The organism is Massilia sp. IC2-476 (assembly GCF_020707295.1).
In the GTDB taxonomy this organism is placed as follows: Bacteria; Pseudomonadota; Gammaproteobacteria; order Burkholderiales; family Burkholderiaceae_D; genus Telluria.
Genome location: NZ_JAJFER010000003.1, coordinates 245,516 through 258,924 on the forward strand (window position 1 = coordinate 245,516; position 13,409 = coordinate 258,924).

The 13,409-nt window shown below is 66.9% G+C and carries 14 protein-coding genes; 7 read left to right on the forward strand and 7 right to left on the reverse strand.

What is annotated here, in order from left to right:
- The first annotated feature begins 24 nt into the window (after nucleotides 1-24).
- Nucleotides 25-474, forward strand: coding sequence for a copper chaperone PCu(A)C (locus LK539_RS10085; protein WP_227800782.1), 450 nt, complete (start codon nucleotides 25-27; stop codon nucleotides 472-474).
- A 57-nt stretch (nucleotides 475-531) separates the two neighbouring features.
- Here LK539_RS10085 and LK539_RS10090 read toward each other — a convergent pair whose 3' ends face one another.
- Nucleotides 532-1,308, reverse strand: coding sequence for a head GIN domain-containing protein (locus LK539_RS10090; RefSeq protein WP_227800783.1), 777 nt, complete (start codon nucleotides 1,306-1,308; stop codon nucleotides 532-534).
- A gap of 219 nt (nucleotides 1,309-1,527) precedes the next feature.
- On the opposite strand from LK539_RS10090, the gene LK539_RS10095 reads away from it, so the two are divergent.
- From LK539_RS10095 to LK539_RS10105, 3 genes are all read left to right on the forward strand, one after another.
- Nucleotides 1,528-2,001, forward strand: coding sequence for a DMT family transporter (locus LK539_RS10095; RefSeq protein WP_227800784.1), 474 nt, complete (start codon nucleotides 1,528-1,530; stop codon nucleotides 1,999-2,001).
- Nucleotides 2,002-2,089: 88 nt separating this feature from the next.
- On the forward strand, nucleotides 2,090-3,211 hold the full coding sequence (locus LK539_RS10100; RefSeq protein ID WP_227800785.1) for a type IV pilus twitching motility protein PilT: 1,122 nt from the start codon (nucleotides 2,090-2,092) through the stop codon (nucleotides 3,209-3,211).
- A gap of 104 nt (nucleotides 3,212-3,315) precedes the next feature.
- The gene (locus LK539_RS10105) at nucleotides 3,316-4,185 is read left to right on the forward strand and encodes a PhzF family phenazine biosynthesis protein (RefSeq protein ID WP_227800786.1); all 870 of its coding nucleotides are present in this window, start codon (nucleotides 3,316-3,318) and stop codon (nucleotides 4,183-4,185) included.
- On the opposite strand, the gene LK539_RS10110 is transcribed toward LK539_RS10105, so the two are convergent.
- On the reverse strand, nucleotides 4,178-5,062 hold the full coding sequence (locus LK539_RS10110) for a LysR family transcriptional regulator (protein WP_227800787.1): 885 nt from the start codon (nucleotides 5,060-5,062) through the stop codon (nucleotides 4,178-4,180). The two genes, LK539_RS10105 and LK539_RS10110, sit on opposite strands and share 8 nt — an antisense overlap.
- 131 nt (nucleotides 5,063-5,193) lie before the next feature.
- Here LK539_RS10110 and LK539_RS10115 point away from each other — a divergent pair, with 131 nt between their 5' ends.
- Complete coding sequence (locus tag LK539_RS10115; protein WP_227800788.1) at nucleotides 5,194-6,078, forward strand: EamA family transporter; 885 nt, start codon at nucleotides 5,194-5,196, stop codon at nucleotides 6,076-6,078.
- A 98-nt stretch (nucleotides 6,079-6,176) separates the two neighbouring features.
- Complete coding sequence (locus LK539_RS10120) at nucleotides 6,177-6,941, forward strand: DUF3108 domain-containing protein (protein ID WP_227800789.1); 765 nt, start codon at nucleotides 6,177-6,179, stop codon at nucleotides 6,939-6,941.
- 10 nt (nucleotides 6,942-6,951) lie between these two features.
- On the opposite strand, the gene LK539_RS10125 is transcribed toward LK539_RS10120, so the two are convergent.
- Nucleotides 6,952-8,211, reverse strand: coding sequence for a cytochrome c (locus tag LK539_RS10125; protein WP_227800790.1), 1,260 nt, complete (start codon nucleotides 8,209-8,211; stop codon nucleotides 6,952-6,954).
- Nucleotides 8,208-8,918, reverse strand: coding sequence for a c-type cytochrome (locus LK539_RS10130; RefSeq protein ID WP_227800791.1), 711 nt, complete (start codon nucleotides 8,916-8,918; stop codon nucleotides 8,208-8,210). The genes LK539_RS10125 and LK539_RS10130 overlap by 4 nt, the downstream gene beginning before the upstream one ends.
- Nucleotides 8,919-9,027: 109 nt before the next feature.
- Between LK539_RS10130 and LK539_RS10135 the strand changes: the two genes are divergently transcribed.
- Nucleotides 9,028-9,753, forward strand: coding sequence for a methyltransferase domain-containing protein (locus tag LK539_RS10135; protein ID WP_227800792.1), 726 nt, complete (start codon nucleotides 9,028-9,030; stop codon nucleotides 9,751-9,753).
- 18 nt (nucleotides 9,754-9,771) lie between these two features.
- Here LK539_RS10135 and LK539_RS10140 read toward each other — a convergent pair whose 3' ends face one another.
- The 3 genes from LK539_RS10140 to LK539_RS10150 all read right to left on the reverse strand — a co-directional run bounded on the left by LK539_RS10140 (nucleotide 9,772) and on the right by LK539_RS10150 (nucleotide 13,379).
- Nucleotides 9,772-12,153 (reverse strand): FG-GAP-like repeat-containing protein, encoded by a 2,382-nt coding sequence (locus tag LK539_RS10140; RefSeq protein ID WP_227800793.1) that lies wholly within the window; start codon nucleotides 12,151-12,153, stop codon nucleotides 9,772-9,774.
- Nucleotides 12,154-12,237: 84 nt separating this feature from the next.
- Nucleotides 12,238-12,846 carry a 3'-5' exonuclease gene (locus tag LK539_RS10145; protein ID WP_227800794.1) on the reverse strand — a complete coding sequence of 203 codons (609 nt, stop codon included), beginning with the start codon at nucleotides 12,844-12,846 and terminating at the stop codon, nucleotides 12,238-12,240.
- A complete protein-coding gene (locus LK539_RS10150) occupies nucleotides 12,846-13,379 on the reverse strand; it encodes a ProQ/FINO family protein (protein WP_227800795.1) in 534 nt (177 codons plus the stop codon). Before LK539_RS10150 ends, LK539_RS10145 begins: the two co-directional genes overlap by 1 nt.
- Nucleotides 13,380-13,409: the final 30 nt, after the last annotated feature.

Consider the following 13,409-nt stretch of genomic DNA (forward strand, 5'->3'; position numbering starts at 1 on the left):
GTTCAATCTCTCATATCGGTCGCCATGAAAGCCAAGATCCTCGCCCTGTTCGCCGGCAGCCTGCTGTCCGCCTCCGTGTTCGCCCAGGTCAGCGTGTCCGACCCCTGGATCCGCGCCACCGTACCGGCCCAGAAGGTGACCGGCGCCTTCATGCGCGTGCAGTCGCCCGCGCCCGCGCGCCTGGTCGGCGTGCAGACCGACATCGCCGGCCGCGCCGAGCTGCACGAGATGGCGATGGAAGGCCAGACCATGCGCATGCGCCGCGTGGATGCGATCGAGCTGCCGGCCGGGAAGGCGGTCAACCTGGCCAGCGGCGGCTACCACGTGATGCTGATGGACCTGAAGCGCCAGGTGAAGGAAGGCGAGAACGTGGACCTGACGCTGCAGGTCCAGGATGCCGCGGGCAAGCGCCAGGACGTGAAGCTGAGCGTGCCGGTGCGGCCGCTGACCTACAGCGCGCACAGCGGCCACTAACAGTGCCGTGGTTGACGGCGTGGGCGGGAGACCCGCCCACCCTACAATTCTATCTAATCAGCGGGGCGCCGCCGCGATCCGGCGCGCATCGCCGGAACCAACCACCGATTTGCTCACGCGCGGGTCGCCATAGTAGTTGACGTCGCCCGAGCCGGCGATCGACATGCTCAGCTCCTGGCGCGCCCAGACGGTTGCTTCACCGGAGCCGGCCACGTTGATGCTGACGCTGTCCGACTGCACCCGTCCCATGTCCACGGTGCCCGAGCCGCCGATCGACACCGACAGCTTGCGTGCGCTGCCGCCGCTGGCCTTGAAGTCGCCGCTGCCGCCCAGGGTGACCACCGCCTGCTCACTGTCCAGCTTGCCCACATTGACCTCGCCCGAGCCGCCCAGGCTGATGTCCAGGCGCGGTGCGCGCAGGACGTCGGCATCGATCGTCCCCGAGCCGCCCAGCGACAGCCGTTCGATCTGGCGTGCGCTGACCACCACCCGCAGGTTTTTGGTGCGCAGGTTCATGTTGCGCTTGGACGGGCGGATCTTCAGGGTGCCGTTTTCCACCACGGTCTCGACCAGCGGCAGCAGGTTGTCGTCGGTCTCGATCGTGACGCCTTCGCTGTCGCCCAGGCGCAGTTCCAGCTTGCCGGGCAACTCGAAGGCCAGGCCCTTGAAGTTCGTTACCTGACGCGCCTGGCGCTTCACCGCGCCGCTACCCTGAACCGTTTCGCCGCCGAAAAAGGACCAGCCTTCCGCCATCGAAGGGGCGGCGGCGCAGGCGAGGGCGGCGGCGAGGACGATGCCGCGCAGGGCAGTGGTGCTGCGGGAGGTCTTGTGCATGGGTGTCTCCTTGAGGGCAAATTGTCGATGTGGCCATGCTAGGGCAATGCCGGGTCCGGCGCATCGTCCGTGCGACGAAGTGCAGTGCCGGGCCACCGAAATGCACGGCAGGCGGGACAAGCCGTCATCCACCCCGTGTACGGTACGGCTATCGCGAAGCGCCGGTTTGCACTAGAATCGTGCGCTTTTTGCCCCGGCAGCGTGCCGGTGGAGATAGCGATGAACCTGATTCTCTTGTTGATGGCCTTTTGCGTAGGCATGGCCATGTCGGTCCAGGCGGCCGTGAACACCCAGCTGGCAGCCTCGATCGGCGCCAATTCCGTGGTCGCCGCCCTGGTGTCCTTCGGCTGCGGCACCATCGTGCTGGCCGGCGTGGCGCTCTCGCGCGGCGGCCTCGGGCCGAGCTTCGTCGCACTCGCGAGCCAGCCGGCGTGGAAATTCGCCGGCGGCTTCCTGGGCGCGGCCTTCGTGTTCGGGACGGTGTTCCTGGCGCCGCGCATCGGCTTGCTGAGTCTGATCGTGCTGGTGATCGCCGGCCAGCTGATCACCTCGATGGCAATCGACCACTTCGGCCTGGTCAACATGGCGGTGAGGAAGGTCTCCGGCGTGCGGGTGGCAGGGGCCTGCGTGGTGGCGCTGGGCGTGGCGATCACCCTGTTCGGCGACCGCATCGTTGCAGCTATGTCACGCTAAACATTTTTCTTTCACTTTTGCAATATTTCGGATATGCATGGTTCTATAATGTCCAGCACTGTTTAAACTTCTACCACGTGCCGGCCAGATGGAATACCACCAGTCCTCGCAGATCCCCACCCTGTCCTACATCGAGAACGAAGACCACCCGGTCTTCGGGACCCTGGTCGAGCAGATCCTGCACCTGCTGAACTCGCGCCTGGTGTTCTCGGACATCATCATCCACCAGAACAGCCCGCTGATGCTACGCCAGCCGAAGGGGCTGGTGGCGGTGACGGATTCGCCGATCACCAAGGAAGAGCTGGAAGAATTCTTCGACGTCATCGAGCCCAACTGGGCCGAACGCATCACGGTGCGCGCCTTCGACCGCTCGATCGACCTGCATACCGCGCGCATCCGTGCCAACTGCTTCAGTTTCCAGGGCAAGAAGCGCTTGGGCTGCGTGATCCGCCGCTTCCCGAAGGAGCCGCTGGCGCTCTCCGAGCTGGGCCTGTGGCAGGACGAGCAGGAATTCGCGCGCCTGGCCAGCGGCCTGGTGCTGATCATCGGCGATACCTGCCAGGGCAAGTCGACCACCATCGCGTCGATGATCGACGAGATCAACAAGCAGCGCTCCGGCCACATCATCACCATCGAAGACCCGGTCGAGACCCTGATCCCACAGCGCAAGTGCATCATCACCCAGCGCGAAGTGGGTGAGGATGCCGACGTGGCCAGCTATTACCTCGGTGCGCTGGACGCCCTGCGCGAGCGCCCGGACGTGATCGTGATCGGCGAGATCCGCGACGCCGAGACGGCGCAGGAAGCCCTGGCCCTGGCCGAATCCGGTCCGCTGGTGCTGGCCACGCTGCACGCACGCTCGACCGAACTGGGCCTGCAGAAGATGCTGCGCCTGCTCGGCAACTCGGAAGCCCAGGCCCAGGCGCTGGCGCACGCCCTGCGCGGCGTGCTGTGCCAGGCGCTGCTGCCGTCGGTGGAGGGCAACCGCTACCACCTCGCCACCGAATGCCTGACCCCGAGCCCGGCCATCATGCGCATGCTGGAAGCCGGCGACGTCGGCGCCATCCGCACCCACATGAACGCCGGCCGCGATCCAGGCTGCCACACCATGAACGCCTCGCTCGAGGGGCTGCTGGCGTCGCACAAGGTGCGGGTCGAGGATGCGCGCAACGCCACTACCGACCGGGTGGGCTTCGCCGACATGGTCTGAACGACCAAGGCCTTCAGCAATCCTGAAGGCTGCTGCGCAAAGCTGATTGGACCGGTGCATAGCCGGTCCCGTACAGTGCCGACTCATTCAAGCAAGGAGGAGTCATGGCACATACCGTCAACATCGTGAACGCGTTCGTGGACGAAGGGAAGGGCGGCAATCCGGCGGGCGTGGTGCTCGATGCGGATGCGCTCTCGTCCGCCGAGAAGCTGCGCATCGCCCAACTGGTCGGCCTGTCGGAAACGGCCTTCGTCTCGCGCTCGCAGGTCGCCGGCATCAAGCTCGAGTTCTTCACGCCCAGCCGCCAGATCGCGCACTGCGGCCACGCGACCATCGCCACCTTTTCGCTGCTGGCCCAGCGTGGACTAGTTACGGGTCCCGAGAGTTCGAAAGAGACGATCGACGGCACCCGGCGCATCTTCCTGCGGGGTAGCGAGGCCTATATGGAGCAGCTGGCGCCGACCTACATCGACGAGGCCATCTTCCCGCCTGGCGTGAGCGCCAACCGCATCCTGGCCAGCCTGGGCCTCACGCCGGGACGTGTCGTCGCGCCGCCCTGCATGGTGGGCACCGGTAACCGCTTCGTGCTGGTCCATGTGCGAAGCGAAGCGCAGCTGGCTGAACTGAGCCCGGATATGAAGGAAATCGCGGCGATCAGCGAGGCCTTCGGGGCGATCGGCTACTACGTGTTCGCCACGACCGATGGGGAGTTCGCCGCCACCGCCCGCATGTTCGGGCCCTGCTATGGCATCGAGGAAGAAGCCGCGACCGGCATGGCGGCCGGGCCGCTGGCCTGCTACCTGTACGACCGCGCGGGCTTCAGGCGAGCGGAGATGCTGATCAGGCAGGGCGCCCACATGGCCACGCCCTCGCCTTCGCGCATCACGGTCGAGCTGAAGCTGGAGCAGGGAAGGATCGTCGGCCTGTTTGCCGGCGGAATGGCGAAGCTGGCCAGTACCATCACTGTCATGTAGCGGGCCAGGCGCGGCGGATTGCCCGCTGCGCTACCCGCAGCAGGCCCGGTTTGGCGGGCGACTGGGCGGTGACGAAGTGCATGCCGGCGTCGACCACGACGCCGTCGAGGGCGCAGACGTCGCCCTTGCCGTGCGCATCCAGCATGTCGCGCCGCAGCAGCGAGAGGCCGGCTTCCTGCCCCACCATTGCCAGCAGCAGCGTCTCGTCGTCAGTGCGTAGCGCCGGCGTGAAGGCATGCCCATGGTGCGCGAAGAGTGACTTGGTGAGCTTGTGGAAGGAGCAGTCGCTTGATGTGCCGATCCAGGGCAGGGCCAGCGCCGTCACCAATGCGCCCGGGCCCGCTGGGATGCGTTCGCGCCAGGCGGCCGGGTAGCCGACCACGAATTCCACCGGCTGGAGCAGGGTGGCGTCCACCGCCATTCCATCCAGCTTCCCTTCCACGAAACCGGCGTCGAACACGCCGTCCTCGATGTTCTTCAACACCGCTCCCGAGGTCGCCTGCACCAGCGAGATGGCGACGTGGGGTGCGGCTTCTCGCATGTGGCGCAGGAACGCGGGCAGGCGCAGGAAGGCCGGCTCGTTGACGGTGCCGATCACCAGTTCTCCGGCCACCTCGCCGTTCAGGGAATTGGCCTCGTCGCGGATGGCGTCGACCGCATGCAGGGCACGCTTGGCGTGCTCGAACACGGCTTCGCCGGCCGGCGTCAGGCTCATGCCGCGCGCGTGGCGCTCGAACAGGCGCACCCGCAGTTCTTCCTCGAGCTGCTTGATGTGGGCGCTGATCGCCGGCTGGCTCAGGTGCAGCAGCTCGGCCGCGCGTGCGACCGTGCCGCAGCGGGCGATCGTGACCAATGACTTGAGCTGGTGGATATCCATGGGGTTTTCCGGAACGTGGCTTTCCCAGGATTCTACACATCAGCAATCCTGAATGCAGGCTCCGAAAAGTGATTGGACCCCTTCGCCACAGCTTCGTAGAGTAGCACCGCACCTCGACCAGAAAGACTCCCATGGCTATCAAACACATCCTGCTCGGCATCCTCGTCACCGCGATCTGGGGCGCCAACTTCTCGGTGATCCGGCTCGGACTGGCCGACGTCGACCCGTTCGCCCTCGCATGCGCGCGCTTCGCCCTGAGCGCTTTCCCGCTGGTGCTGCTGGTGCCGCGGCCCAGCACCCGCCTGCGCTACGTAGCCGGCTACGGCGCATTGTTCGGCGGCGGCCTGTGGGGCCTCGTCAACCTCGGCATCCACGTGGGTGTGCCGGCCGGACTGGCCTCGCTTCTGCTGCAGCTGAGTGCCTTCTTCACCATCGTCCTGGCCAGCCTCGTGCTGGGGGAACGCATCGGCAGGCAGCAGTGGCTGGGGATGGCGATCGCGGGCGCCGGCCTGGCGATCATCCTGTTGGCCGGCGACGCCGGCGGGAGCAGCTGGGGCATGGTGCTGATCCTGGTCGCCGCGTTTGCCTGGGCGGTCTGCAACGTGATCGTGCGCCAGGCGCGGCCTTCGGACATGTTCGCCTTTCTGGTGTGGGCCTGCGCTTTCGCGACGCTGGCGCTGGTGGTCCTGACCCTGTGCGTCAAGGGACTGGCGCCGCTCGCCAGCCTGGCGACGAAGCTGGGGCCGAAGGCCATGTTCTCGATCGCCTTCCAGGCCTGGGTGACGACGCTGTTCGGTTACTGGGTGTGGAATTCGCTCATGAAGACCTACCCGGTGAGCCAGGTCGCGCCGCTGTCGCTGCTGGTGCCGGTGGCGGGCCTGTTCACCTCGCACCTGGTCTACGGCGAAACCATCGGTGGCGCCAAGCTGCTGGCGGCGCTATGCATCCTGTCAGGGATCGCGGTGATGTTCTTCGGCGCGCGGCTGGCCTTCTGGCGGCGCGCACAGGCGGCGTGAGCATGCATGACGCATTGGTGACGCATGCATATCCATTTCCGGTTGCCATGGTGGATGGCGCGGGGCGATACTCGGCCCGGTATCCCCAAGGAGATTCCATGCGCACCATCCGCCATTGCCTGCTGGCCCTCGCCGCCGCCACCCTGACCCTGTCCGCGCACGCCGCCGTCCAGAACGTGGACGTCGGCACGCCGCTGCCGCGCTTTGCCCTGCTCAAGCCGGGCACCCACCACTACCTGCGCTTCATGCGCACACCTGGCGGCGCCAACCAGCCGATCGACATCTGGGCCCGCGAGATCCGCTTCGAGGAGCGCGACGGCAAGAAGCTGATGCGCATCGTCCAGCGCTGGGACGGCGTGCTGCCCACACCCTCGGTGCGCACCTACGATTCCTGGTTCGAGACCGGCAGCTTTCGCCCGCTGAGCCACGAGCGCATCAGCGAGCGCGATGGCAAGCGCGTGGTCGAAGGCTTCGTGTTCGCACCGGACAAAATCACCGGCATGCGCGAGCTGGCGGACAACACGCAGAAGGACCTGAACGTGGCGTCGAGCGAGCCGACCTACAACTTCGAGACCGACATCGAAGTCCTGCAGGCGCTGCCCCTGGCCGAGGGCTTTGATGCGCGCATCAACTTCTATCACCCGGGCGGCTCGGCGCCGCCGCAGCGCTACAGCTTCCGCGTCACCGGTTCCGCCACCATCGCCGGCCCGGCCGGTCCGGTCGACTGCTGGGTGCTCAAGACCGACTACAACCGCCCGGGCAACGAATCGACCTTCTGGTTCGCCAAGGGCAGCCAGCTGATGCTGCGCCAGGAAAGCCCGCTGCCGGATGGGCGAGTGATGGTCAAGACGCTGATCGACTAGGAAGCTTGCCTCAATCCAGCGGCACGCTACGATACCGGTTGACATCCGGCGTCAACACCGGCGGCGCATCGTTGCCCCAACTGCCCCGCACATAGGTCAGCACCGCGGCCACCTGGGCGTCGTTCAGCTCATGGCTGTAGGGCGGCATGCCATACGGCCGTGGATTGCCCGCGGTGCCCGGCGGGAAGCCGCCATTGAGCACGATGCGGATCGCGTTCACGGCCGGGGTCATGGTGACGGCGCGGTTGCCGGCCAGTGGCGGGTAGGCCGGGGCCTTGCCCTTGCCGTCGGCGCCATGGCAGTCCACGCAGTAAGACCCGTACAGGCGGCGCCCTTCGGCCAGCAGCTGCTCGCTGGCGCGCTCGCCGCTGTCCTGGCGTGGCGCGTCGGTCGGCGGCAGTGACTTCAGGTAGGTCGCCATCGCGCCCAGGTCGTTCGGGCTCAGGTGCTGCAGGCTGCGCGCCACCACTTCGGCCATCGGGCCGGTGGCGCTGCCGCGCGGCGAGATGCCGGTCTGGAGCAGCGCGACGATGTGCTGCCTGTCCCAGTCGCCCAGGCCCGCTTCGCCGCTCGCAGTCAATGATGGGGCGTACCAGCCGATGGTCGGGATCAGGCCGCCCGACAGGGTCTCGCCTGAGGCTCCCAGCCGGTTCCGGGTGCTGTGGCATGCGCTGCAGTGGCCCAGGCCTTCGACCAGGTAGGCGCCGCGGTTCCACTCGAGGCCGCGCTGCGGCTGCGGCGTGAAGGTGGCCGGCTTGAAGTACAGCAGGCGCCAGCCTGCCAGCAGCGCCTGCTGGTCGTAGGGGAAGTCCAGTTCGTGCGGCCTGTTGGGCTGGCGCTGCGGCGCCAGGCTGCGGAAGTACGCATACAGGGCGTCCGAATCGGCGCGCGAGACCTTGGTGTAGTTTGTGTAGGGGAAGGCCGGGTAGAGCAGGCGGCCGTCGCGCGACTTGCCGTTGTGCAGGGCGTTCCAGAAGTCGTCGGCAGACCAGGCGCCGATGCCGGTCTCCATGTCCGGTGTCAGGTTGGGGCCGTAGAGGCGGCCGAAGGGCGTGTCCAGCGCGCGCCCGCCGGCATACTCCGCGCCGCCGCGCGCCGTGTGGCAGGCGATGCAGTCGCCGGCGCGTGCGAGGTAGGCGCCGCGCGCGATGTTCTCGGGTGACGGGCCCCAGGCGGCGGGCGAGGTCGAGGCGACGAAATCTTCGCGCGGCCAGGCGATGGCCACCAGGGCGACAGCGAGGGCGGCAAGGAGCAGGGCGAGCTTCTTCATGGATGCTCCGGGGCGCTGCCGCATGCCAGGGGCAGGGGACGGGCGATCGCTGCCGCCGGACGCGGATCGGCGGGGACCGGCTGGGCCGCCAGCCAGCTCGAGACGGCGTTCACATCCTCGAGCGAGAGGCGCGCCGTGACCTCGGCCATGCAGTCGGGCGCATGGGCGCGGCGCGCCTTGTTGCGCCAGGCGCCGAACTGCGCGTTGACGTAGTCGCGCGGCAGGCCGAGCAGGCCGGGGATGCCGGGCTCCACGCCGGTCAGGCGCTGGCCGTGGCAGGCCACGCAGGCCGGGACCTTGCGCGCGCTGTCGCCGTTCATCACGAGCTGGCGGCCGCGTTCCAGCACCTGGGGTGCGGCGTTGGTCGTCTCAGGGGCATGCGCGGCCGGCGGCAGAGCAGCATAGTAGCCGGCGATCTCGCGCAGGTAAGGGTCGGGCAGGTGGTCGACCAGGTAGGTCATGAGCGGGTACTGGCGCCGGCCTTCGCGGAAGTTGAGCAACTGGTTGTACAGGTAGCCGGCCGGCTTGCCGGCAATGCGCGGGAAGTAGCTGTCGTTGACCGGATTGCCGCGCGCGTCCACGCGGGCGTGGCAGGACGTGCAGGCGACCAGGCGCTGGGCGAGGGTGTCGGGAACTGTCTGGGGTGCGGCATGCAAGGCGCCTGCAGCCAGCGTTAGACCGACAAACAGCGTACGGCGATGACTCATGAGTGAACCCGGCGGTAGCAATGCCCGAATGATAACGCTTATCGAGTTGAGGATGTTCGTCGCCTTGCTATAATCCCCTCCCTTTGGACCGCTGGGGCGCAGGATGGGAGTGAGTTATACGGAAGGGGTGTTCAGGGACCGCAATCCGATCAAGCGCTGGCTGCAGCAGCAGCGCCTGCACAGCGCGATCGGCTTCGCGCAAACGGCGCGCGAGTCGGTACGCTGCGTGCTCGATTTCGGCGCCGGCAGCGGTGAGCTGTGCAAGTACCTGGTCCATGAATATCCCAACGCGACCATCATCTGCTACGAGCCCTGTTCGGACCTGCTGGAAGAGGCGAAGATCGAGCTGAAAGGCCTGCCCCGGGTCGAGTTCCACGCTTCCTTCAACACCATCCCGCAAGGGCAGGTCGACCTGCTGTTCTGCCTCGAGGTGTTCGAGCACATCCCGCTGTCGATGCGCGCCAGGTCGCTGGGCGAAGTGGGGGCACTCTTGAGGGAAGACGGCGAGGCCGTGTTCGGCGTGCCGGTCGAAGTCGGCCTGCCGGCCCTGTACAAGGGCATGTTCCGCATGAGCCGGCGCTATGGCGCCTATGATGCGAAGCCGATGCACGTCCTGAAGGCGACCCTCGGCATGCCGCCGAAGGACCGCCCGATCGGTTACCTGCCACCCGACGTCGAGGTCCACAACGAGCACATGGGTTTCGACCACCGCGTATTCCGCAAGGCCCTGGGCGAGCAGTTCGCCTTGACGAAGGCGAGCGCCAGCCCGTTCCCACTGCTGGGAACGGCCATCTGCCCGGAAGCCTATTTCGTGGTCAGGAAGCGCGCCGCCTAATGCGTAGCGTGGGCGCCATCACAGCCCATACTCGAAGCCGTTCTCGATCTTCCCGATCAGCGCCGCCTGGTTCTCGGTGCTTTCGCTGAAGCCGACAAGGACCTGCGCCACCGTCAGCGTCTTCCGCTCCAGCAGCCCGGTCCAGTACTCTATCCCGCCCGTATCCCCCTCGCGGTGCAAGACGTTCTGGTAGAGGCGCTGGACGATCTCACGGTTGCCCGGCGCCGCCCCGTACATGGCGCGGAACTCGTCCGACTGGGTGAATGACAGCGCGACGTCTGCCAGGCTGCTGCCGCGGTCCATGACGCCGATCCAGTAGCCGATGCCCCCGGAATCCGGCGCGCGGTTGAATGCCGCCTGGTAGATGCGGTAGGCCTGGCCGCCCGCGCCATCGATGTCGAAGGCCACTCCGACATCGTCGAACAGCAGGCGCTCGATCCCGCGCAGCGAATCCGTGTTGTATGCCTTGCCGGTTTCCTGCACCGTGAACCCGCCCGCCGACTTGACGATGCTGTAGGCATCGCGCTTGCCTGCCATGCGCGCAAGGTCGAATCCGGCCTGGCCGTCCAGTACGTCGCTGCCCGCAGTGGCCGTCAAGCGGTCGTTGCCCGCGCCGCCGGACAGCTGGCTCCCCATCACGTTCAGGTCGATCGCGACCGGACGCCCATCCATGTAGAAGGTGACCAGGTCGTCCATGCCGTCGTTGTTGGCGTCGAGCGCGATGCTGCGCGAGGCGCCATTCGACGTCCAGGTGCGCGCGAAGCTACCGTCGGCCTGCTGCATCAGCACGAAGGAATCGATGGGGTCGGACGCGGAGGTCACGAAGATGTCCTCGCGTCCGTCCTTGTTGAAGTCGGTGCCTTCCAGGGACATGATCCAGCCGCCCTTGCCGAAGCTGGCCTGCACCGAGGCCGGCAGGCGCTGCGCGGTTTGGTCTTCAAACTGCCCCTGTCCCTTGTTCAGCAGCAGCTGGATGCCGGGGGTCTGGTAGAACTGGGCGGGATCGCCGTTCGTCACCGACAGCATCAGGTCCGGCAGCTTGTCGCCGTTCAGATCGATCGGCTGGATGTCAAGGACGATTTCGCGCGCGATACCGCTGCCGGGCAGGGTGACAGGGGCCTGGCGCGTGAAGTTGCCGCTGCCGTCATTCAGGAGTACCCAGGATTCGGATGGCCCGTTGTCCCAGCGGCCGACGATCAGGTCCAGCGCGCCGTCGCCATTGACGTCGACGATGCCGGACGCGGTATGGGTGTTCGGCGCTTGTGCCACTGCCGGCAGCAGGCCGGCGCGTGGCGTGAACTGGCCGTTGCCCTGGTTGATGTAGAGCAGGTCGCCGCCCGGGCCCAAGGTATTGATGAGCAGGTCGAGATAGCCGTCGCCGTTGAGGTCGGCGGCGCTGCCCGCGTGGCTCAGTTGCCGCAGCTGGGGCAGGGTGCTCGACACGTTGTGCAGCTTGCCGTCGGCCGCGGACGAGAGCAGCAGCGTGTTGTAGCCGCCATCGAAAGGCGGGGCGTCGTCGCCGAAGTTGAACTGGAAGACGTCGGAACGCCCATCCTTGTTGAAGTCGGCCACCAGGATACGTCCGCCGCCGTCGATCGACAGTGCGCCCCCCGGAAGCAAGTCGGCGTCGGCGCTTCTGAAATGTCCCTTGCCGTCGCCCAGGAAGAAGTACAAGGGAGCCGGCGCGGTGCCGGTCCCGAACTGGGCCGCGAGCATCCAGTCGGCATGGCCGTCGCCGTTGAAATCGCCGGCCTTGATCTGGCTGAGGAAGGACTTGTCCGGCAAGGGTGCGCTGACCCCGGCCGCGGCGCGGATGAAGCCCTGGTTCGGCGTGAACTGGTCGCGCTCCAGCGTGACATGGTCCGAGTTCGCTCCGACAAACTGGATGCGCTCGATGCCGGTCAGGCGGTCGACGGCCGACTGGCCGTTGGCAAGCTTTTTGACAATGGTAAAGGTGTCGGTGGGCGCGTCGTAGCTGACCGCGACCGCGCTCGACTTCACGTCATGGTAGTTGACGACGTCGACGCCGGCGCCACCATCGAACGTATCGCTGCCACCATTGCCAAAGAAGCTGTTGTCGCTGGCGTTGCCGATGAAGACGTCGTCGTAGCCGGTACCGTGGACGTTGACCACGCCTTCCAAGGTGTCCGTGCCGCCAAAGCCGTCGCTGGCGGTGCCTTTGGCCAGGTCGACCTTGATGCCTTGCGGCGAGGTCCAGAATACCAGGGCACCGGACGAGCCCAGGGACACGTAGCGGTCGTTGCCCGGACCGCCCAGCACGGTCGCGCGTCCGAAGATGACGGTATCGTTGCCCTCGCCGGCGTCGATCTGCGTGTCGTCGGGCAGGCCGAGCGCCCGCTGGTCAATGATGTCGTCGCCCTTGCTGCCTTGATAGTCCATGTTCGTCGCGTAGAAATGGGGAATCACCCCGACAATTCATTGTAGGGTTGTTATTGCTAAAAGAAAATAAAAAACCTGCGAGCGCTAAGCCGGCGGGTTCGCACGCCAGTAGCGGTACAGGCGCAGCGCCACGTGGGCGTCGTCGGCCGCGTACAGCACCTGCTTTTCGCTCAGCTGGGGCAGGGCCCAGTTGGTGGTGGTGATGCGGCGCGACTTCTGCAGGCGCTGGCCGAAGAAGCGCGCTACTGCCGTCTTGGCGCCGAGCGTGTTGCGTTCGCCGCGGCGGCGCATGGCGGTGGCCAGGTCCAGTACATTGCGTGCTTCCACGCCCAGCTTGGCGCGCAGGCGCTTCAGGTCGTCCCCAAGGCCGAATCCCACTTTCAGGATCTGCTCGGACTCGAGCACCGGCTTGAGCACCTCGAGCGCGGTTTGTGCATTGGCTGCGCTGCCGATCTGGAACAGATAGGCCAGCTCGTCGGTCGCGAGCTGCACCAGGTGCGGACCGGTCGAGACTTCACCCTTGGCGAAGGTCGGCTTGGATTCGGTGTCGAAGCCGATCACGTCGGCCTGCGACAGGGCCGCCAGGGCGGCAGCGGCCTCGCCAGGGGTGCGCACGATGCGCACGTCGGCCAGCCGGATGCCGTCGTAGGCGGGGAGCAGTTCGTCGGGGTCGGCAGCGCCGGGCGCGGTCATCAATTGCGCGAGAACTTGGAGGCCAGCGCCTTCAGCTTTTCCTGGCGCTGGCGGTCGGCTTCCTCGGCCGCGGCGGCTTCGCGCTCGGCCTTCTTGCGCTCGGCTTCTTTCTTGAAGCGTTGCTGCAGCTGTTCTTTCGCGTGCTGGCGGTGGGTGTCGGTGACTTCGGCGCCGGCGGTGCCGTCCAGGTCGTAGCGCAGCTTCGCCTTTTCCATCGCGCGCAGGTAGCGCATCGAGCCGGTGTGGATGCCGAGGGCGGCGCGCATGGTCTTGCGGTCGAGGCCGGGCATGCGGGCCAGCAGCTGCTTGTCGATGCCGATTGCCAGCGGCAGGCAGTCGCGGAAGGCCGGGAACTCCTGCTGGAGCTGCTTGAGCAGGGCGCGTGCCGACAGCGGCTGCGCGGCCGCCGGGCTCGCCTCGGCTGCGGGGGCGGCGCCGGCCGCGCTGTCCTGTGCTTGGGTGGTCGTCGACGGCGAATCCGGGGTTGCGGGAGTGGTATTGTCGACGGTCTCGGCAGCGGTAGTGGTATTCATTGACTTCATTGTAAGAGCGGGAAAACGAAG

What these genes read in the sequence shown, in the direction of transcription:
- LK539_RS10085 (WP_227800782.1), top strand. Translation starts at nt 25, where the DNA reads ATGAAAGCCAAGATCCTCGCCCTGTTCGCCGGCAGCCTGCTGTCCGCC.
- LK539_RS10090 (WP_227800783.1), bottom strand. Translation starts at nt 1,308, where the DNA reads ATGCACAAGACCTCCCGCAGCACCACTGCCCTGCGCGGCATCGTCCTC.
- LK539_RS10095 (WP_227800784.1), top strand. Translation starts at nt 1,528, where the DNA reads ATGAACCTGATTCTCTTGTTGATGGCCTTTTGCGTAGGCATGGCCATG.
- LK539_RS10100 (WP_227800785.1), top strand. Translation starts at nt 2,090, where the DNA reads ATGGAATACCACCAGTCCTCGCAGATCCCCACCCTGTCCTACATCGAG.
- LK539_RS10105 (WP_227800786.1), top strand. Translation starts at nt 3,316, where the DNA reads ATGGCACATACCGTCAACATCGTGAACGCGTTCGTGGACGAAGGGAAG.
- LK539_RS10110 (WP_227800787.1), bottom strand. Translation starts at nt 5,062, where the DNA reads ATGGATATCCACCAGCTCAAGTCATTGGTCACGATCGCCCGCTGCGGC.
- LK539_RS10115 (WP_227800788.1), top strand. Translation starts at nt 5,194, where the DNA reads ATGGCTATCAAACACATCCTGCTCGGCATCCTCGTCACCGCGATCTGG.
- LK539_RS10120 (WP_227800789.1), top strand. Translation starts at nt 6,177, where the DNA reads ATGCGCACCATCCGCCATTGCCTGCTGGCCCTCGCCGCCGCCACCCTG.
- LK539_RS10125 (WP_227800790.1), bottom strand. Translation starts at nt 8,211, where the DNA reads ATGAAGAAGCTCGCCCTGCTCCTTGCCGCCCTCGCTGTCGCCCTGGTG.
- LK539_RS10130 (WP_227800791.1), bottom strand. Translation starts at nt 8,918, where the DNA reads ATGAGTCATCGCCGTACGCTGTTTGTCGGTCTAACGCTGGCTGCAGGC.
- LK539_RS10140 (WP_227800793.1), bottom strand. Translation starts at nt 12,153, where the DNA reads ATGGACTATCAAGGCAGCAAGGGCGACGACATCATTGACCAGCGGGCG.
- LK539_RS10145 (WP_227800794.1), bottom strand. Translation starts at nt 12,846, where the DNA reads ATGACCGCGCCCGGCGCTGCCGACCCCGACGAACTGCTCCCCGCCTAC.
- LK539_RS10150 (WP_227800795.1), bottom strand. Translation starts at nt 13,379, where the DNA reads ATGAATACCACTACCGCTGCCGAGACCGTCGACAATACCACTCCCGCA.